We start from the raw sequence: 19,354 nt of genomic DNA, 5'->3' as shown, positions 1-19,354 counted from the left end.
GCGTCACCTGCCGGGGGGCGTGGGGGTCGGCTTCGCGGGCGGGTTCGACGGCGTGAGCGCCGCGGGGTCGGGGGCGGAGGGGGAGGGGGAGGCCGTCGCGGGGGACGAGGCCGCGGGGAGGACGACGGGGGACGGCGTGGGCTCGGTCACCGGCAGCGGGGTCTCGGCGATCTCCAGGGGTGAGGGGGCGGGCGAAGGCCGGGCCGTCGCCTTGCCGGGCACCCCGCGGACCGTGCCGTCCGGATCGATGAAGGCGGGGTTGCCGCCCGGCACCATGCCCAGCTCGCGGGCCCGCCGCTCCAGTGCGTCCGGGGCGGAGTAACTGTCCACGTCCCGCTGGAGCGCCTGCTGTTCGTCGGTGAGTTCGGTGGTCTCACGCTTGAGCTCGCTCAGCTCGAACGAGCCTTCGTTGAGGGAGGAGTTCAGCAGCAGCAGTGTGATGAGCCCACCGCCGAGGAGCACGACGACCAACAGGACGAAGGGGGTACGTGCCGCGGTGCTCGGTCCTGCCGGCATCAGCCGGGCCAGTCGTGCGGCGCGTCCCTTCAGTTGCTTGGCCGCTTCGCTCACCGCATCCTCCCGATCGCCTGTCGACCCGTCCGTCCCCTCCAACACGCCCCAGCGGCCGTGGCCGGCCGGCCGGCCCCGTGCGTCGGCCTCACCGCACGTCCTCCCGGATGCGCTGCGCACCCCTCAGACGCGCGGGCGCGGCGCGGCGGTTCTCGGCGATCTCTTCCTCGGTCGGCAGTTCCGCGCCCCTGGTCAGCAGCTTCAGCCGCGGCTGGTACTCCTCGGGGACGACGGGCAGACCGGCCGGGGCCGTGTTGGCCGCGCCGGCCGCGAAGACCTGCTTGACCAGGCGGTCCTCGAGCGAGTGGTACGACAGCACGGCGATCCGTCCGCCGACCGAGAGCGCGCCGACGGCCGCCGGGATCGCCCGCTCCAGCACGCTGAGCTCGCCGTTCACTTCAATGCGCAGGGCCTGGAAGGTGCGCTTGGCGGGGTTGCCACCGGTGCGCTTGGCGGCCTGCGGCAGCGCGTCACGGATCAGTTCGACCAGACGGGCGCTGTTGCTGAAGGGCTCCCTCTCCCGCTCCCGCACGACCGCGGAGACGATCCGCTTCGCCTGCTTCTCCTCGCCGTACGCCCGCAGGATCCGCACCAGCTCGCCGGGCGGGTAGGTGTTGAGCACCTCGGCGGCGCTCATGCCGGTCGTCTGGTCCATCCGCATGTCGAGCGGTGCGTCCTGGGCGTAGGCGAAGCCGCGGTCGGCCTCGTCGAGCTGCATGGAGGAGACACCGAGGTCGAAGAGGACGCCCTCGACGCGCGGGACGCCGAGGCGGCCCAGCACGTCGGGGAGTTCGTCGTAGACGGCGTGGACGAGCGTGGCCCGGTCACCGAAGGGGGCGAGCCGTTCGCCGGAGAGCCGCAGGGCCTCCTTGTCCCGGTCGAGGGCGACCAGGCGCGCCTCGGGGAACCGGGTGAGCAGTGCCTCGCTGTGTCCGCCGAGGCCGAGGGTGCAGTCGACGACGACCGAACCCGGTCGCTCCAGGGCCGGGGCCAACAGGTCCAGGCACCGCTGGAGCATCACCGGGACGTGTCGGGTATTGCTCAAAGCGCCCTCTCAGGTCCGCCGCGGGCCTCGACCGACCGGCGAGCGGAGGGAGGCCGAGCCGTACGCGAATGCCGCACACGCGGGGAGACTCTTGGAAATGTGCAGGGTGTGCACGTGCAGGATGTGTCGGTGAACTGCGCGTCACTTTAGTCCACCGGCCCCTTCGGTCAATCAACCGGCTGGCGCGTCGCGCAGGGGTGGCGCACCGGTCGCGAATGACCGCACTTCACCCGAACGGGCCCTTCCAGGTCCTCCCTGTGGGTTAGCTCACAACAAGCCTTGTTGATGTTCTTTGTCCCCTCTCACAGCGGGCTTCGAAGGCCTGTGCCCATTACCGTCATTGTCATGACGACTTCTGCGCACCACTCTGCCGACGCCGCGCGTACGGGTGGGACGGTCACCGATCGTCTCGTCGAAGCGAACCAGCGATACGCAGCCGATTTCCAGGACCCGGGCATGGACGCCCGTCCCGTGCTCCAGGTGGCCGTCGTCGCGTGCATGGACGCGCGGCTCGACCTGCACGACGCGCTCGGACTGGAACTGGGCGACTGCCACACGATCCGGAACGCCGGCGGCGCGGTGACGGACGACGTCATCCGCTCGCTCACCATCAGCCAGCGGGCCCTCGGCACTCGCAGCGTCATACTCATCCACCACACGGGCTGCGGCCTCGAGTCGCTGACCGAGGACTTCCGGCACGAGCTGGAGGAAGAGGTGGGGCAGCGTCCGCCGTGGGCGGTGGAGGCGTTCCGCGACGTCGACCAGGACGTGCGTCAGTCGATGCAGCGGGTGCGGACCTCCCCCTTCCTGGTGCACACCGACGACGTCCGCGGCTTTGTCTTCGACGTGAAGCAGGGGCTGTTGCGGGAGATCGACCCCGCGGTGTGACCGGACGAACACCCGGAGATAACAGAGCAGATCCGGCAAATCCCTCCCAGTTGTCCACAGGCGAGTGACACGAAGCGGTAACGCCAACAAGAATGCGTCTGTGACACCCTTCCGGAACTTCCGGAGACCGGTGTTCGTGTTTTTGGTGGGCCGGGCCGTTCCATACGCACCGGCCCGTAGAACGGGCCGAGGAGGGCCGGGTGACGACCTATGACGATCGAGCGAGCCTCACAGATCTGACCACCACCGCGGATCGTGTCCGCAGGTCGGTCGAGGGTGTGATCGAGGGCAAGCCAGAGGTCGTACGGCTTTCGCTGACCGTGCTGCTCGCCGAAGGACATCTGCTCATCGAAGATGTCCCGGGCGTGGGCAAGACGATGCTGGCCAAGGCGCTGGCGCGATCCATCGACTGTTCCGTGCGGCGTATCCAGTTCACGCCGGACCTGCTGCCGTCGGACATCACCGGTGTGTCGATCTTCGACCAGCAGCAGCGCGACTTCGAGTTCAAACCGGGCGCGATCTTCGCCCAGATCGTGATCGGCGACGAGATCAACCGTGCGTCGCCGAAGACGCAGTCGGCGCTGCTGGAGTCGATGGAGGAGCGCCAGGTCACCATCGACGGCAACACCTATGAACTGCCCAGCCCGTTCATGGTGGTGGCCACGCAGAACCCGGTCGAGATGGAGGGCACCTACCCGCTGCCGGAGGCACAGCGCGACCGCTTCATGGCGCGGGTCTCCATCGGCTATCCGAGCGCGGAGGCCGAGCTTCAGATGCTCGACGTGCACGGCGGTGTCTCCCCGCTGGACGACCTCCAGCCGGTGGCGCACGCCCACGACATCGTGAAGCTGATCGACGCCGTGCGCAGCGTGCATGTCGCCGACTCCGTCCGGCGGTACGCGGTGGAGCTGGTGGCGGCCACCCGTAACCACCCGGACCTCAGACTCGGTGCGTCTCCGCGTGCCACGCTGCATCTGCTGCGTGCCGCCAAGGCCACGGCGGCGCTCAACGGCCGGGAGTACGCCCTGCCGGACGATGTCCAGTCACTTGTGGTGCAGGTCCTCGCGCACCGTCTGCTGCCCACCGCCCAGGCCCAGTTGAACCGGCGCACCGCGGAGCAGGTCGTGCTGGAGATCCTTCAGCGCACCCCCGTGCCCACGGCCGAGGGCACGGAGACGTCCTACGTCGCGGGCCGTCCGGTCCAGCCGCCGCTCTACGGCCAGCAGCCCGGCGCCCGGCGGCTGTGATGTCGTCCGAGGGCCCCGGTGCCGCCGAGGGCAATGCCTCGGGCGGAGTGCGTGCGGCCCTGGGCGGGCTGACCACACGCGGCCGCTCGTTCCTCGCGGCCGGCATCGCCGCGGCGATCTGCGCGTACGTCCTCGGGCAGAGCGATCTGCTGCGGGTCGGCCTGCTGCTCGCCGTGCTGCCCCTGGTCTGTGTGGCCGTGCTCTACCGCACCCGCTACCGGGTCGCGGGCAGCAGACGGCTGTCGCCTTCGCGGGTGCCGGCCGGTGCCGAGGCCCGGGTGCATCTGCGGATGGACAACGTCTCGCGGCTGCCCACCGGGCTGCTGATGCTCCAGGACCACGTGCCCTATGTCCTCGGCCCGCGACCCCGGTTCGTGCTCGACCGCGTGGAGGCCGGCGGACGCCGCGAGGTGTCCTACCGGGTGCGGTCGGATCTGCGCGGGCGCTATCCGCTCGGGCCGCTCCAGCTGCGGCTGAGCGATCCGTTCGGCATGTGCGAACTGACCCGTTCCTTCAGCGCCTTCGACACCCTCACCGTGATCCCGCGGACCGAGTCGCTGCCGCCGGTGCGGCTGGCGGGCGAGGCCTCCGGGTACGGCGACGGACGCCAGCGCTCCCTGGCGCTGGCCGGCGACGACGACGTCATCCCGCGCACCTACCGGCACGGCGACGATCTGCGCCGGGTGCACTGGCGTTCCACCGCGCGCTACGGCGAACTGATGGTGCGCCGTGAGGAGCAGCCGCAGCGGTCGCGCTGCACCGTGCTGCTCGACACCCGCGGCGCCGCCTATCAGGGGGCCGGTCCGGACTCGGCCTTCGAGTGGGCCGTCTCCGGCGCCGCGTCCGCGCTGGTCCACATGCTCGAACGGGGCTTCGCGGTGCGGCTGTTGACCGACACCGGCAGCTCGATGCCGGGCGAGGGCGCGGACGGGTTCGCGGGCTCGACCCAGGAGTCCGCGGACTCCGCGGGTCTGATGATGGACACCCTCGCGGTCGTCGACCACTCCGACGGCGGCGGACTCTCCCGGGCGTACGACGTGCTGCGCGGCGGGAACGAAGGACTCCTGGTCGCGTTCTTCGGCGACCTCGACGAGGAGCAGGCGACGCTCGCCGCGCGGATGCGCCATCGCAGCGGCGCGGCCGTCGCCTTCGTCCTCGACAGCGGGACCTGGGTGACGAACGGCGCCGTGGCCGGCGCGGTCGACGACCGGCTGCGGCTGCTGCGGGAGTCCGGCTGGACCGCACTCGCCGTGGCGCCGGGGGTCCCGCTCGCCGATCTGTGGCAGCAGGCGGGCCGCCAGCGCACCGAGTCCAGCAGCACGAACGGCAATTCTGGGGGTTGGACATGAGCGGTCGCGGACGGCTGGCGCTGTGCGCGTTCGCCGCCACTCTGATGGCATCGGGCGCGATCCTGCCGCTGATCGAGACGGCCGGCTGGATGGTGCAGGCGGCGTTCCTGCTGGCCGCCCAGAGCGGCGCGGGCGCCCTGACCCGGCGGGTTCCGCTGGCCAGGCCGCTCACGGTCCTCGTACAGGCGCTCGTCGGGCTGCTGCTGCTCACGGTGGTCTTCGCCCGGGAGCACGCGCTCCTCGGCGTGCTCCCGGGCCCGGAGGCGTTCCAGCACTTCGGCACCCTGCTCTCCGCGGGCGGCGAGGACGTCGGGCGGTACGCGATCCCGGCGCCGGCGACCGACGGCATCCGTCTGATGGTGATCGGCGGGGTCATGGTGATCGGCCTGGCGGTGGACGCCCTCGCGGTGACCTTCCGCAGCGCCGCACCGGCCGGTCTGCCGCTGCTCGCGCTCTACTCGGTCGCGGCCGGCCTGGCGGGCGGCGGCGCGAGCTGGCTCTGGTTCCTGCTGGCCGCCTGCGGCTATCTGGTGCTGCTGCTGGCCGAGGGCCGGGACCGGCTCTCGCAGTGGGGGCGGGTCTTCGGCGGGGCCGTGCCCGCACAGGGGCGCAGCGCGCAGGGCTTCGACTCGGCGGGCGGCAGTCCGCTCGCCCCTGTGCGCACCGGGCGGCGTATCGGTGCGCTCGCGCTGGGCGTGGCGCTCGTGGTTCCGGCGGCGCTGCCGGCCCTGGACGGCGGCCTGCTGGCCTCCACCGGCAACGGCACGGGAGGCGGCGGGGGCGGCACGATCAACGCCGTGAACCCGCTGGTCTCGCTCCAGGACAGCCTGCGGCAGCCCGACAACCGCGAGGTCATCCGCTACCGCACCAACGCGCCGGACACCCAGGACCTCTATCTGCGGATCGTGGCGCTGGACCAGTTCGACGGCACGGCGTGGAAGACCTCGCAGCGCGACATCACCGACATCCCGCGCCGGCTTCCGCAGCCTGACGGCCTCGACCCGTCGGTCGGTGCCACCGAGATCAGGACGAACATCACGGCCGCCGGTTCCTACCGGCAGAGCTGGCTGCCACTCCCCTACCCGGCGACCGACGTGGACATCGAGGGCCGCTGGCGCTTCGAGCCCGTCGGCCGGACGGTGGTCGGCGACAGCGGTCAGTCGACCCGGGGCGCGAAGTACTCCGTCAGCAGCCTGATGGTGAAGCCGACGGCCGAGCAGCTCGCGAGCGCTCCGCCGGCCCCGGCCTCACTGGTGCGCGAGTACACCAAGGTGCCCGACGTCCTGCCCGACGTGGTCGAGGACACCGCGAAGAAGGTCACCGAAGGCGCCGCGAACGACTACGAGCGGGCGGTGAAGCTCCAGGACTGGTTCGCCGTCGACGGCGGCTTCACCTACGACACCGAAGTCCAGTCCGGTACGGGCGTCTCCGCCATTTCCCGCTTCCTCCAGCAGAAGCAGGGATTCTGCGTCCACTTCTCGTTCTCCATGGCCGCCATGGCGCGGACGCTCGGCATTCCGGCGCGGGTCGCGGTCGGCTTCACGCCGGGCAGTCCGCTGGCCGACGGCAGCATGTCGGTGGGCCTGAAGGAAGCGCACGCCTGGCCGGAGCTGTACTTCGAGGGCGTGGGCTGGACGCGGTTCGAGCCGACGCCGAGCCGGGGCACCGCACCCGAGTACACCCGCTCGGAGCTGCCGTCCGGCGGGCCGAGCAGCCCGACGCAGCCCGAGGCGACCGCCTCCACGGCTCCCAGCGCCGCCCCGTCCGCCTCCGAGCGCTGCCCGGCTCAGGCCCGGCAGCTCGGTGAGTGCGGTGCGGCGACACCGCAGGATCTGACGCCGCCCGGGGACTCGGGCTTCCCGTGGAAGACCACCCTGCTGGTGGGACTGACCGCGTTGCTCGGAGTGGGTGTGCCGCTGCTGCCGATGCTGTGGCGGCTGAGAGTCACCGCACGCAGGCTGGGCTCCGGTGGACGCACCCCGGCCGACGCCGGGGCGCGGACCCTCGCGGCCTGGCTGGAGGTCACCGACACGGCCTGGGACTTCGGCATCCTGCCGGACGATTCGCAGACAGCACGTAAGACCGCGGCCCGCATCGTGCGGCTCGGCCGTCTGGAGGGCGACGCGGCGGACGGGGTGCACCGGATCGCGGGCGCCGTCGAGCAGGTGCTCTACGCGCCGGTGCCCAAGCCGGGCACGGGTCTGGGCGACGACGTGACCCGGATCCGGGAGGGGCTGCGGTCCGGAGCGAGCCGTGGGACCCGGCTGCGGGCACTGCTGCTGCCCCGCTCGACCGTACGGGTGGTCTGGGACCTCTCGGGCCGCTGGGCGTCGCTCACGGACGGCTGGCGCGCCGCCCGCTGGGCACCGGAGCGGTGGGCGGGCTTGCTGCGCCGTCCGTCGCGGCAGCGGGGCTGAGACGCCGGGGCCGAGACCTACGAGAACGGGTGAGGGGCCGACGCCCGAAGCGTCGGCCCCTCACTCGTTCTGCGGGTCGGCGAATGCGCCGGGGTCATATTCAGGGGGCTCGGTAGGCGGGGATCCGCTCCGCGGGGACGGGCCGGCCGGGGAACTCCGGCAACGGTGCCTCCGGGCACGCAGGCGGCCCGTGCATGTGATGATCGTGGGCCCGTGAAACCGGGAAACGGAGCCGGGGCTCGGGAACGGGGACTCGGGAAACGCGGCTCGGGAAACGGGACTCGCGTCATGGGACTCGGGAACGCGGGGACTCGGGCCGCAGGGACCCGAGACACGCGACGGTCAGTCGTCCGAACCCGGGGCACGCCTGTCCGGCGCACGGGCGGGGGCCTGATCCACACGACAGGCCCCGGGCCTCGCGATCCCACCACGGCCGCTCACGCGAACAGTTCACCTGCTCGGCGAGGTCTTCCGCGAGGTCCGCGGTGGTTCAGTGGCCCTGCTCGTCGCGGCGGCGCTGCCACCGCTGCTCGATCCGGTCCATCATCGACTTGCGCTGACGGGACTGGCGACGCGCGGTTGCGGGCGCGTCTCCCAGGGTCTGTTGCTCACCCGGTTTCGGCGCCTTGCGCCATCCGGTGACCGCCAGGACCGCACAGCCGAGCATGACGAGAAAACCCACCACGCTGATCCAGATCTGCTGCGCGACCATTCCGGCCATGAGGAGCGCGATACCCACCAGGAAGCCGGCGACCGCTTGGTAGACCCGTCGCCGGGTGTACGTACGCAGCCCGCTTCCCTCAAGCGCTGTAGCGAACTTGGGATCTTCGGCGTACAGCGCTCGCTCCATCTGCTCGAGCATTCGCTGCTCGTGCTCCGAGAGCGGCACGGAGTCCTCCTAGTCGTCGGTCGCGGGGGGCGACCGGTATGCGGCCCTTTCAGGATAGGCAGGGAATCGCCCCCGTGAAACCCGCCCTCTATGCCTGTTCACCGCCCGGGCCGCCATGGCGGCTTGGCTGCTGAGGCGTAGATTCCCCAACCGCCGATCCGTCATGCCGGATGGTGTCCCCCGATCATACGGGGCCGAGCCCACGATCGGGGGGTCTGTGGCGTACTCCATGTGCGGCTGCGCCGCTGATCAGCCGCGCTTCTCGCCCAGTACGTGCAGCTGGGTGGCGACCGAGTGGAAGGCCGGCAGCTCGGCCGCGGCCGCCTCCAGCTTGAGCAGAGCCTCCAGAGCGCGCGGCTCGGTGTCGACCAGGACGCCGGGAACGAGGTCCGCGAAAACGCGCACGCCGTGGACCGCGCCGACCTCCACACCGGCGTCCGAGGCCAGCGTGGTGAGCTGCTCCGCGGTGAAGCGGCGGGGCATCGGGTCCCCGTCGCCCCAGCGGCCCGCGGGGTCCGTCAGCGCCTGCCGGGCCTCGGTGAAGTGCCCCGCGAGCGCCCTGGCGAGGACGGCACCGCCGAGACCGGCGGCCAGCAGGCTGATGATGCCGTCGGTCCGCAGGGCGGCGACCGTGTTCCGCACGCCTTCGGCCGGATCGTCGACGTACTCCAGGACGCCGTGGCAGAGGACCGCGTCGTACCCGTCGCGCTCGACGACGTCGAAGAGACCGTGGACGTCCCCCTGGACGCCCTTGATCCGGTCGGCGACCCCGGCCTCGGCGGCCCTGCGCTCCAGCGCGAAGAGGGCGTTCGGGCTGGGGTCGACCACGGTGACGCGGTGGCCGAGCCGGGCGACGGGCACCGCGAAGGAACCGCTGCCGCCGCCGGTGTCCAGGACGTCCAGGCTGTCCGTCCCGGTCACCTTGGCCCGGCGGTCGAGGGCATCCTTGAGGACCTCCCAGACGACCGAGGTACGCAGGGCGGAGCGGGGCTGACGCGGTGGGGTCTTCCCACCGGGGGACGGGTCCGGCACGGCAGTTGACTCCTCGGGCGGTGCCACCCCGGGCTGCTGGAACGCGGGCGGGGCGGGCGGTGAGCGATGACCGACGTCGATGAACGCACGACATCTCCCACCCTATTGCCTCGGCCGGACGTCCCAGCGCTGCGTCTCACCCTGCGGCGCAGGCCCTTTCCGGTGGCCGCTCTGTCGGCGTCTCACCCTGCGGCGTCACCCCTTCCCGACGGCTCCGTCCGGGGCTGCGGCAGGGCGGGCTGGAGCACCAGCATCCGTTCCACCAGGCGCAGGAACATGGCCGCGTCACGCAGCAGGTCGTCGGCGTCGCGGGTGCTCGCCGCACCCTGTATGCCCGCCTCGGCGCGTGCCCTGCGTGTGGCGCCCGAGGCGAACAGAACGCTCCACTCCGCCAGTTCGGGCGCTATCTCGGGGAGCACTTCCCAAGCACTCCGGATCCGCCGGCGTCGTCGCTCGCTCGTCTCCGGGCGGCCCCGCGCGGCGAGCACCGCGGCGGCGGTGCGCAGGGCCGCCAGGTGGGCCGTGGCATAGCGCTCGTTGGGCGTGTCGAGGGTGGCTGCCTCGTCCAGCCCGGTGCGGGCCTGGGCGAGGAGGTCGAGGGCGGCGGGGGGCGCGGTGGCCCGCCGCAGGACGGGGTGCACGTCGGTCGCCGGTCCGGTCAGTGAGGGGGCAGGGCCGGTGGCGCGGCGCCGGGGTGCGGCTGCTGCGTAGGAGCTGGCCATGACGAACCTCCTGTCGTCGTGTGACGGCGCTGTGGCCGTATGTGTCCATCGTGGAGGCCCCCACTGACAATCGACCCTGACCTGCTCCTTTGCTTCGATCGTAGGTTCGGTAGTAGTTTTTGCACTGACCGGTCAGTTCAAAAAAATTGGGGGAGGGCACGTGGACAGCCCGCACGGGGCAGCCGTCACTGCCGAGAACTTCGGGCTCGAGGGTCCGCGTGGCTGGGCCTTCCGGTCGGTCACCGTCGACGCGGAGCCCGGCTCGCTCATCGCCGTCGTGGGCCCGTCCGGTTCGGGCCGTACGAGTCTTCTGCTCGCGCTCACCGGCCGTATGCGTCCCACCGAGGGCAGCGCCGAGGTCGCCGGACTGCCTCTGCCCCGGAAGATGGCCGCGGTGCGCAGGATCAGCGCGCTCGGCCCCGTACAGGGAGTCAGCGAGCTGGACCCGGCACTGACCGTCGGCGAGCACCTGCGCGAACGCGCCCTGCTCCAGCGTCGCTTCGACGCCTCGCTGCGCGCACTGCTGAGGCCGCGCGCCGAGCGGGCCGGGGAGGCACGGCGCCGTGTCGACGAGGCGCTGGAGGCCGCCGGCCTGGACCCGGCCATGCTCCCCAAGCGCGAACGCACCTCCGTACGCGATCTGGAGCGGCTGGAGGGGCTGCGGCTGTCCGTGGCCCTGGCGCTGATCGGCCGGCCGCGTCTGCTCGCCGTCGACGACGCCGATCTGAAGCTCTCCGACGCGGACCGGGCCGAGGCGTGGCGGCTGCTGCGCTCGGTCGCGGAGTCGGGCACCACCGTGCTGGCCGTCTGCAGCGAGGCGCCCGAGGGCGCGACCGTCGTCGTGGGCACCGGCCGTGGCACGGACAGTCCGGACGACGAAGCCCCGGACAGCGAAGCCCCGGCCGACAGGCCGGACGACGACGCCCCGGGCGACAGGCCGGACGACGGCATCCAGGACCACGGCAGCACCGACGACCGCACCGACGACGACACCACCGTCAGCAGCGCGGACACCCGGCCCCCCGACGGCGAGTCCACGGCCGGCACCCACGACGACACCGGCACCGACCACGCCGGCACCGACGACGAGACCACCGTCGAGAACACCACCGAGGAGGGGACGGCCGATGCGCTCGCCGAAACTGGCCGCGCTTGAGCTCAAGCGGTTCGGCAGGGGGAAACTGCCGCGAGCCGCACTGGTCGCCGTGGTGCTGCTGCCGTTGCTGTACGGCGCGCTCTACCTGTGGTCCTTCTGGGACCCGTACGGCCGGCTGGACCGGATCCCCGTCGCGCTCGTCAACGACGACCAGGGTGCCCGGGCCGAGGGCAGGAAGATCTCGGCCGGCGACGAGATCACCAAGGGGCTGCGCGAGAGCGACGTCTTCGAATGGCACGAGGTCAGCTCCGCCGAGGCGCACAAGGGCGTCGAGGACGGCGCGTACTACCTCTCGCTCACCATGCCCCGGGACTTCAGTGAGCGCATCGCGTCGAGTTCGGGCAACTCCCCCGAGACGGGCGCCCTCCAGGTCCGTACGAACGACGCCAACAACTACATCGTCGGCCAGATCTCGCGAACGGTCTTCGCCGAGGTGCGCACGGCGGCGTCGACCGACGCGTCCCGCTCGTTCCTGGACCGCATCTTCATCTCCTTCTCGAGCATCCACGACGCGACGGAGAAGGCGGCCAAGGGCGCCGACCAGCTCAAGGGCGGCATCGGCAAGGCGAAGAAGGGCTCCAAGGAGCTCGCCGACGGGCTCGAGGACGCGAAGGACGGCAGCGGCAAGCTCGTCGGCGGTCTGTCGAAGCTCTCCAAGGGCGCGAGCGAGCTCGAGACCGGTTCCCGCAAGGTCGCGGGCGGCACCCAGCTGCTCGCCGACAAGGTCAACGCGGTGGCCGCCGGCGTCCGACCGTACGTACGGGACGACGGCAAGTCGATCGGTGACGCGGCCCGTCTGGTCTCCGACTCCTCCCGGACCGTGCGCCACACGCTCGACCATCTGGTGAAGAGCGCCCCGGCCGCGGCCGCCCGCGCGCACAAGTCCGCGGACGAGCTGGAGGCGCTCCACCGCTCCCGCTGCGAGGACGCCCTGCTGCCGGACGCCAGTGCCTGCCCGGCGCTGGAGCGAGCCAGGGACACGGCGAAGGACGTGGCGAAGGTCGCGGACGATGTCGACGCCGTGGTGAAGGACCACCAGGGTGACCTCAAGAAGCTCGACGGCCGGCTCGCCGATCTCCAGAAGAAGGCCGACGAGATCGCCCGGCGCTCACCGCGGCTCGACGACGACCTGGAGTCGGCCGTCAAGAAGGTCAACGAGCTCAACTCCGGTGCCAGGAAGGTCGCTCAGGGCGCGGACAAGCTGCACTCGGGTCTGAGCACCGCCCGGTCGGGCTCCACCGAGCTGGACACGGGAGTGGGCAGACTCAAGAAGGGCGCCGGGACGCTGGACGGCGGTCTGTTCAAGCTGGCCGACGGTTCGGACGAGCTCGCGGGCGGACTGAACGACGGCGTCGACAAGATCCCGGACTACGACAAGAAGGACCGTGACCGCCGTACCGAGGTGATGGCGGACCCCGTGAAGCTGGCGAGCCAGTCCCTGCACAAGGCCCCCAACTACGGCACCGGATTCGCCCCGTACTTCATCCCGCTCTCCCTGTGGGTGGGCTCGATGGTGGCGTACATGATCATCTCTCCGCTGAACCGACGCGCGCTCGCCGCGGGCGCCTCCGCCTGGCGGATCGCGGTGGCGGGCTGGCTGCCGGTGGTGGCCCTCGGACTGGTCCAGGTCGTGGCACTGATGTCGGTGCTGCACTGGACGGTCGGTCTGCAGATGGTCCACGCGGCCGGCACCGTCGGCTTCCTGGCGCTCGTCATCCTCTGCTTCGCCGCGATCATCCAGTGGCTGAACGCCCGGTTCGGGGCCGCCGGCCGGATCCTCGTCCTCGCGCTGCTGATGCTCCAGCTGACCTCGGCGGGCGGCACCTACCCCGTCCAGACCAGCCCGGCGTTCTTCAACGCGATCCACCCGTTCCTCCCGATGAGTTACGTCGTCGACGCGCTGCGGCGGCTCATCACGGGCGGCGGACTCGGCCCGGTGTGGGAGGCGAGCGCCGTCATGATCGCCTTCACGGCGGGCGCCCTCGCGCTGACCGCGATCTCCGCGCGCCGCAAGCAGGTGTGGACGCTCGACCGCCTGCACCCCGAGCTGAGCCTCTGAAGGGGCGGCGGACCTGTGAGAATCGATGTCATGGACAGCAGTAGCACCAGACGCCGGGCGACCCGGGCGAAGCTCTACGAAGCCGCGGTGACGCTCATCGCCGAACAGGGCTTCTCGGCCACCACGGTGGACGAGATCGCCGAGCGCGCCGGCGTGGCCAAGGGCACGGTCTATTACAACTTCAAGAGCAAGACCGAGCTCTTCGAGGAGCTGCTGCGGTACGGCGTCGGCCTCCTCACGGCGTCGCTCCAGTCCGCGGCCGACGAGACGGCGGAACGCGGCGGCACCAAGGTCGAGGCCCTGGACGCCATGATCCGGGCGGGTCTGGTCTTCATCGACCGCTATCCGGCCTTCACACAGCTGTACGTGGCCGAGCTGTGGCGCACCAACCGCGCCTGGCAGTCGACGCTCCTCGTCGTCCGGCAGCAGGCGGTGGCGGTGGTCGAGACGGTGCTGCGGGAGGCCGTCGAGAACGGCGAACTGAGCGAGGAGATCGACATCTCGCTGACCGCGGCGGCGCTGGTCGGGATGGTGCTGGTCGCCGCGCTGGACTGGCAGGCCTTCCAGCGGGAGCGGTCGATCGACGATGTGCATGCCGCGCTCTCGCGCCTGCTGCACGGCCGGGTGAGCGGCCGCTGATACCTCCCGGGGCCCCTGCGGGGCTCGCCGGGGGCACGGTGCGACCGGACCGCGACCGGACGGAATGACGCCTGTCGGGGGGCAGGCGTCATACGCCCGGCCGGTCCACGGACGCATGGGAAAGACGCCGGTCCGGCGCGGTTCGGTCTCCCGAGCCGTGCCGGACCGGCGTCCTTGTCCCCCGTACGTCCCCCGTGTCCCCGTTCCCCCGAGGCCCCCGTACCCCCGCGTCCCCCCGTGGTGCCGGACAACCCGTGGTCGACGTGTTCTCCGTCCTGCACCCCCCGTTCCGTCAGGGGAGCCGCGCCGTTCCGCCGCCCCGTGTCGGCGGTGCCGGCGCCGCGCCCCTTCCGTGGTCCCCACTCTTCCCTCTGCGCAGGTGGCGCCCCATCCGCCCGCCTACTCATCTCTCCCACTAGGTACGGGTACTCAGTCGTCCGCGCTCATCCCCACCCGCGGCGGCCCGCCTCTGGTTACGATCGCGTCCGTGTCCGTACTCCCTCTCGTCTTCACCAGCGGCTGGGCCAGCGGGATCAACGCCTATGCGGTGATCCTCCTGTTCGGCATCTTCGGCGCCACCGGGGTCTCCGACGAGGTGCCCGAGTCGCTCCAGCGCACCGACGTCCTGATCGTCGCCGGTGTGCTCTTCCTGTGCGAGGCGGTGGCGGACAAGATCCCCTACGTCGACTCGATATGGGACTCGGTGCACACCGTGATCCGCCCCGTGGCGGGTGCGGTCGTGGCCGCGCTGCTGGCCGGGGAGAGCGGGTCGCTGCCGGAGATCGCGGCAGGCGCCATCGGCGGCTCGACCGCCTTGATGAGTCATCTCGTCAAGTCCGGCACCCGGATGGCGATCAACACCTCGCCCGAGCCGTTCAGCAATGTCGCGATGAGCGTCGCCGAGGATCTGGGCGTCGCCGGGATCATCACCTTCGCCGTCTTCAACCCGGTGGCCGCGGCGATCATCGCCGCCACGCTGCTGGTCCTCGGCATCGTCGTCGTGGTGTTCCTGGCCTCCAGGATCCGCCGGTTCCTGCGCCGCAGAGCACAGCGGCGCGAGGAGAGACGACTGGCCGTCACGGTGGCCGGCCGCCCACCGGACTGAGTGTCACAGGCGGCCGATACAGTCCCTGACATGGCACGGATTGCGGTGATCGGCGCCGGGATGGGCGCCATGGCGGCTGCCGCCCGGCTGGCCGTGGCAGGCCACCGGGTGACGGTGTACGAGCGCTCGGCGACGTACGGCGGCGCACTGGGCGCCTTCGAGCGCGACGGGTTCGTCTTCGACACCGGACCGGGTCTGCTGCATCTGCCCGCCGTCTGGCGGGACTTGTTCCTGAAGACCGGCAAGGAGCCGCTGGAGCGGTGCGTCGGGCTGACGGAGGTCGACCCCGCGAGCCGGCACCTCTTCGCCGACGGCTCCGCGGTGACCCTGCCGAACGCCTCGCGGGCGGGCATCGTCTCCGCGCTGGAGTCGGCGCTGGGTGCCGGGGCCGGTGAGCGGTGGGGCGACTTCCTCGGACGGGCGCGGGACGCCTGGGACCGCTCCCGCAGGCCGCTGCTGGAGGAGCCCCTGTGGGACGACTGGCAGGTGCTGGGCCGCGATCCCTACCCGGCCCTGCGGCAGCGAAGGATGCTGCGCACCCGGGAGGCCACCACCGTCTGCGAGGTCGGCACCCTGGAGCTGGCCGACCCGAGGCTGGCCGCGCTCTTCGAGGGCTGCGCCCTGGCGTACGGCCTGGACCCCCGGCACGCCCCGGCGAGCGCCGCCCTGCTGCCGTACATGGAGCAGACCTTCGGCAGCTGGTATGTCACGGGCGGAATGCGGGAGTTGGCCCGTGCCGTGTACGAGCGCTGTCTGACCCGGAAGGTGGAATTCGTCTTCGGGTCGGAGGTGACGTCGGTCGTCGTCCGGGACGGTCGCGCTGCAGGTGTCGAGCTCGCCGGGGCCGCGGTCGCCGAAGCCGACCATGTGGTGGCGGGCGCGGACATCCCGCTTCCGGCCGGGCAGGAGCTGTGGGGGGACGGCGACGTCCGTCCGCAAGTGGGGCCCGATGGAGGGCAGTTGCCGGGCCGGTTCACCGTTCTGCTGGGGCTGCGCGGGGCGCGGCCCGCCTCGGCCGTCCACCGGAGCGTGGTCCACTCCCCCGACACCGGCGCGGAGGCGGCGGCCGTCTTCGGCGGCCGCCTCGCCGAGCGGCCCACGGTCACCGTGCTGCGGCCCGACGACCCGCGCACCCGCCCGGACGACGCGCACGAGGCGGTCACCGTCACCGCGACGGTGACCGGCCGGGGAGGTGCGGTCGACTGGAGGGACAAGACCCTGCGCGAGCGCTGCGCGGAGGCGCTGATCGACGCCGCGGGCACCGCCGTCGAGGATCTGCGCGGACGGGCGCTGTGGCACGAGATCCTGACGCCCGCCGAGACGGGTGGGGTCCCGGCGCCGTCGCTGGCCGGGTTCGGCGGCCGGTATCTGCATCCCGCGAACAGCACCCGGCTGCCCGGGCTTCAACTGGTCGGCGGACGCTCGCACCCGGGCGGCGGACTGGCGCACGCCGGCATGTCGGGGGCACTCGTGGCCGGACTCATCGTGGAGGGCGCGGACTTCCGCGGCTCGCGGTGAGGCCCGGCGGCCGCCGCTGACGTACGACGGGCGGCGGCTCGCAAGGGGTCCGGCAGCGACTCAGAAGCGGTACTGCTGCTCGTTGTACTCGTTGTCGTAGCCGTACGGCGACTGCTGTTCCCCGGGCACCTGCTGGTCGGTGTCCCGCTGCTGCGGCACCCACACCCCGCCGGGCGGGGTGTCGCTGTACGTCGGCTGCGCGTAGTACGGATCGGTGTACTGCTGCTGCGGGCTGCCGAAGCTGTCGTAGTTCTCGTAGGTGCTGTACTGCTGGCCGCCCACATAGGGGTCGGAGTACGCGGCGTACTGCTGCTGGCCGGTGCCGTAGTCGTACTGCCCGGCGAAGGCGTCCTGGCCCGTGGGCTGCTGGTCGTAGCCGTAGTACGGGTCGTACTGGCCGTCGGTGCGGCCCGCGGGCTGCCCGTAGTTGTCTGCGTTCTGGCCGTCCTGGTCCTGCTGCATCGCCGCGTAGGCCGCGTCGCTGTAGACGCCGTACTGCCCGGTGTCGTCGGGCAGCGGCTGCGGCTCGTAGACCGGCTCGGGGTCCAGGTCGGGGGCGGCGGGAGCCTCGTAGGCGAGGTCCGACACCTCCAGCGTGGGTTCACGCGTGGCGGCCTCGCCCTGCCGGCCTCCGGACTTGCGGCGACGGCTCGCACCGGGGCTGCCGCCGAGGGCCCAGCCGGTGGAGAAGCCACGACGGAAGGAGAGCGTCACATAGGTCTGTCCCACGGCGAAGGCGATGGCACCGAGCGCGATCACGACCACGGACGGAAGCAGCACACCGAAGACGACACACAGGAAACCGCCGAAGGCCAGCAGTCGCCAGCGCAGCCGCGCCTTGTACTGCAGCAGCACCTCGCCGAGCAGCCACAGCGCGACGATTCCGAACGCGACGTAGAGGACCGTCCAGCCCATGCCCGCCCCTCTCCTTCGGCCGCCGCCCCCGGTCGGGTCGGCTACGACCGATCACAACTGCTCGTGCAGTCCGAGATTCTCGTAGATTTCGAGCGTCGCCGTGGAGTTGTTGAGCGTAATGAAGTGCAGTCCGGGGACACCCTCGGAGAGCAGCTCCGCGCAGAACTCCGTTGCGAACTCGATCCCCATGGAGCGTACAGCCGCCGGATCGTCCTTGACCGTGAGGATCCTCTCTTTCAGGTCCTCAGGGATCGATGCGTTGCTGAGCTGGGCAAACCGCTCGAGCTGCTTGACGCTGGTGACGGGCATGATCTCGGGGATGATCGGGGTGGCGCAGTCCGCGGCCGCGACCCGGTCACGCAGCCGCAGATAGTCCTCGGCCCTGAAGAACATCTGGGTGATCGCGTAGTCGGCGCCGGCGCGGCACTTGTCGACGAAGTGCCGGGTGTCGGTCTCCCAGTCGGCGGACCGGGGATGCATCTCCGGGAAGGCTGCCACGCCGACACAGAAGTCCCCCGACTCCTTGATCAGGCGCACCAGTTCGGCCGCGTACCGCACGCCGTCGGGGTGCTTGACCCAGTCGCCCATCGGGTCGCCCGGCGGGTCGCCCCGGACGGCGAGGATGTTGCGGATGCCGGCGTCGGCGTACTGGCCGATCATGTTCCGCAGCTCGGCGATGGAGTGGTTGACCGCGGTGAGGTGCGCGACGGGGGTGAGCGTCGTGTCCGCGGCGATCTGCTCGGTGGCCTTGACCGTCCCGGCGCGGGTGGAGCCGCCGGCGCCGTAGGTGACGGAGACGAAGCTGGGGGCGACCGCCTCGACCCGGCGCAGCGCGTTCCAGAGGTTGCGCTCGCCCTTTTCCGTTTTCGGTGCCCAGAACTCGAATGAGTAGGACGTCTTGCCGGTCGCGAGCAGCTCACGCACCGTCCGCGCGTGGTCCGTCCTGGTGGAAGCTGTTCCGAGGGCCATACTCGCAGGTTATCCAGGCCCAGGGGGTGACCCAACCGGAGTCCACCCATCGGACACCGATTGTTCGCCCTCGGCCTACTCTCCGCGCTCGCGGATCCGCTTGGCGAGATGGGCGGCGGCGGCCCCGGGATCGGCCGCTTCGGTGATCGCCCGGACGACGACGACCCGGCGGGCGCCCGCGTCGAGCACCTCGTCCAGATTGCCCGCGTCGATGCCGCCGATGGCGAACCAGGGCCGGTCGGTGCCCAGCGCCGCGGTGGAACGCACGAGGTCCAGGCCAGGGGCGTGCCGGCCGGGCTTGGTGGGCGTGGGCCAGCAGGGGCCCGTGCAGAAGTAGTCCACACCGGGCTCGACGGCTGCCGCGGCGGCCTCGGAGGCGGCGTGTGTGGAACGGCCGATGAGGACGTCCTCGCCGAGGATGGCGCGGGCGGCCGGGACGGGCAGGTCGCCCTGTCCCAGGTGGAGGACCGCGGCGCCGATGGCATGGGCGACGTCAGCGCGGTCGTTCACGGCGAGCAGCTTGCCGTGCCGGCGGCAGGCGTCGGCGAAGACCTGGAGGTGCTCCAGCTCCTCGGCCGCTTCCATGCCCTTGTCGCGCAGCTGCACGATGTCGACCCCGGAGGCGAGCACCGTGTCCAGGAACGCGGCGAGGTCGCCCTGCTTCTTGCGGGCGTCCGTGCACAGATAGAGCCGGGCGTCGGACAGCGGCGCGCGAGCCGTGGACATGGCGATTTCCCCCCGGGGCGGGTCGGCGGGGGGTGGGGCGGCGCGAACTGCCGCCCCCCCCGCCAACCCCGATCGGTGTGTAGGCGGGTGGAAAGCCGCGGCCGCGCG

17 protein-coding genes are annotated in these 19,354 nt (G+C 71.7%); 9 read left to right on the top strand and 8 right to left on the bottom strand.

The window, feature by feature from the left end:
• Positions 1-3: 3 nt before the first annotated feature.
• Positions 4-570 (bottom strand): septum formation initiator family protein, encoded by a 567-nt coding sequence (locus ACFWU3_RS21015; RefSeq protein ID WP_384439521.1) that lies wholly within the window; start codon positions 568-570, stop codon positions 4-6.
• Between the two features lie 88 nt (positions 571-658).
• Positions 659-1,615, bottom strand: coding sequence for a 16S rRNA (cytosine(1402)-N(4))-methyltransferase RsmH (gene rsmH, locus ACFWU3_RS21010; RefSeq protein WP_384439518.1), 957 nt, complete (start codon positions 1,613-1,615; stop codon positions 659-661).
• 345 nt (positions 1,616-1,960) lie between these two features.
• Between rsmH and ACFWU3_RS21005 the strand changes: the two genes are divergently transcribed.
• From ACFWU3_RS21005 to ACFWU3_RS20990, 4 genes are all read left to right on the top strand, one after another.
• Complete coding sequence (locus ACFWU3_RS21005) at positions 1,961-2,503, top strand: beta-class carbonic anhydrase (protein WP_384439515.1); 543 nt, start codon at positions 1,961-1,963, stop codon at positions 2,501-2,503.
• Positions 2,504-2,703: 200 nt separating this feature from the next.
• The gene (locus ACFWU3_RS21000) at positions 2,704-3,750 is read left to right on the top strand and encodes an AAA family ATPase (RefSeq protein WP_384439512.1); all 1,047 of its coding nucleotides are present in this window, start codon (positions 2,704-2,706) and stop codon (positions 3,748-3,750) included.
• Entirely contained in the window at positions 3,750-5,099 is a 1,350-nt protein-coding gene (locus ACFWU3_RS20995) for a DUF58 domain-containing protein (RefSeq protein WP_384439509.1), read from the top strand. Before ACFWU3_RS21000 ends, ACFWU3_RS20995 begins: the two co-directional genes overlap by 1 nt.
• Entirely contained in the window at positions 5,096-7,516 is a 2,421-nt protein-coding gene (locus ACFWU3_RS20990) for a DUF3488 and DUF4129 domain-containing transglutaminase family protein (RefSeq protein ID WP_384439506.1), read from the top strand. Before ACFWU3_RS20995 ends, ACFWU3_RS20990 begins: the two co-directional genes overlap by 4 nt.
• Before the next feature lie 490 nt (positions 7,517-8,006).
• Here the strand turns inward: ACFWU3_RS20990 and ACFWU3_RS20985 are convergent, their stop codons facing one another.
• From ACFWU3_RS20985 to ACFWU3_RS20975, 3 genes are all read right to left on the bottom strand, one after another.
• Positions 8,007-8,405: a DUF3040 domain-containing protein gene (locus tag ACFWU3_RS20985; protein WP_313946857.1), complete on the bottom strand. Its 399-nt coding sequence runs from the start codon at positions 8,403-8,405 to the stop codon at positions 8,007-8,009.
• 249 nt (positions 8,406-8,654) lie between these two features.
• Entirely contained in the window at positions 8,655-9,437 is a 783-nt protein-coding gene (locus tag ACFWU3_RS20980; protein ID WP_384439503.1) for a class I SAM-dependent methyltransferase, read from the bottom strand.
• A gap of 182 nt (positions 9,438-9,619) precedes the next feature.
• On the bottom strand, positions 9,620-10,159 hold the full coding sequence (locus ACFWU3_RS20975) for an SAV_6107 family HEPN domain-containing protein (protein ID WP_384439500.1): 540 nt from the start codon (positions 10,157-10,159) through the stop codon (positions 9,620-9,622).
• 160 nt (positions 10,160-10,319) lie between these two features.
• On the opposite strand from ACFWU3_RS20975, the gene ACFWU3_RS20970 reads away from it, so the two are divergent.
• The 5 genes from ACFWU3_RS20970 to ACFWU3_RS20950 all read left to right on the top strand — a co-directional run bounded on the left by ACFWU3_RS20970 (position 10,320) and on the right by ACFWU3_RS20950 (position 16,636).
• A complete protein-coding gene (locus ACFWU3_RS20970; protein WP_384439498.1) occupies positions 10,320-11,315 on the top strand; it encodes an ATP-binding cassette domain-containing protein in 996 nt (331 codons plus the stop codon).
• A complete protein-coding gene (locus ACFWU3_RS20965) occupies positions 11,287-13,374 on the top strand; it encodes a YhgE/Pip family protein (protein WP_384439495.1) in 2,088 nt (695 codons plus the stop codon). Before ACFWU3_RS20970 ends, ACFWU3_RS20965 begins: the two co-directional genes overlap by 29 nt.
• A 30-nt stretch (positions 13,375-13,404) precedes the next feature.
• Entirely contained in the window at positions 13,405-14,013 is a 609-nt protein-coding gene (locus tag ACFWU3_RS20960; RefSeq protein WP_327684717.1) for a helix-turn-helix domain-containing protein, read from the top strand.
• A 487-nt stretch (positions 14,014-14,500) separates the two neighbouring features.
• Positions 14,501-15,118 (top strand): DUF4126 domain-containing protein, encoded by a 618-nt coding sequence (locus ACFWU3_RS20955; RefSeq protein ID WP_384439491.1) that lies wholly within the window; start codon positions 14,501-14,503, stop codon positions 15,116-15,118.
• A gap of 30 nt (positions 15,119-15,148) precedes the next feature.
• Positions 15,149-16,636, top strand: coding sequence for a phytoene desaturase family protein (locus tag ACFWU3_RS20950; protein WP_384439488.1), 1,488 nt, complete (start codon positions 15,149-15,151; stop codon positions 16,634-16,636).
• A 60-nt stretch (positions 16,637-16,696) separates the two neighbouring features.
• On the opposite strand, the gene ACFWU3_RS20945 is transcribed toward ACFWU3_RS20950, so the two are convergent.
• The 3 genes from ACFWU3_RS20945 to thiE all read right to left on the bottom strand — a co-directional run bounded on the left by ACFWU3_RS20945 (position 16,697) and on the right by thiE (position 19,246).
• On the bottom strand, positions 16,697-17,551 hold the full coding sequence (locus tag ACFWU3_RS20945; protein WP_384439485.1) for a hypothetical protein: 855 nt from the start codon (positions 17,549-17,551) through the stop codon (positions 16,697-16,699).
• Positions 17,552-17,602: 51 nt separating this feature from the next.
• Entirely contained in the window at positions 17,603-18,520 is a 918-nt protein-coding gene (metF, locus tag ACFWU3_RS20940; protein ID WP_384439482.1) for a methylenetetrahydrofolate reductase [NAD(P)H], read from the bottom strand.
• A 75-nt stretch (positions 18,521-18,595) separates the two neighbouring features.
• Positions 18,596-19,246 (bottom strand): thiamine phosphate synthase, encoded by a 651-nt coding sequence (gene thiE, locus ACFWU3_RS20935; protein WP_384439479.1) that lies wholly within the window; start codon positions 19,244-19,246, stop codon positions 18,596-18,598.
• Between the last annotated feature and the right edge of the window lie 108 nt (positions 19,247-19,354).

The organism is Streptomyces sp. NPDC058685 (assembly GCF_042714725.1).
GTDB lineage: Bacteria > Actinomycetota > Actinomycetes > Streptomycetales > Streptomycetaceae > Streptomyces.
This window is presented reverse-complemented; position numbering and strand designations above follow the sequence as displayed.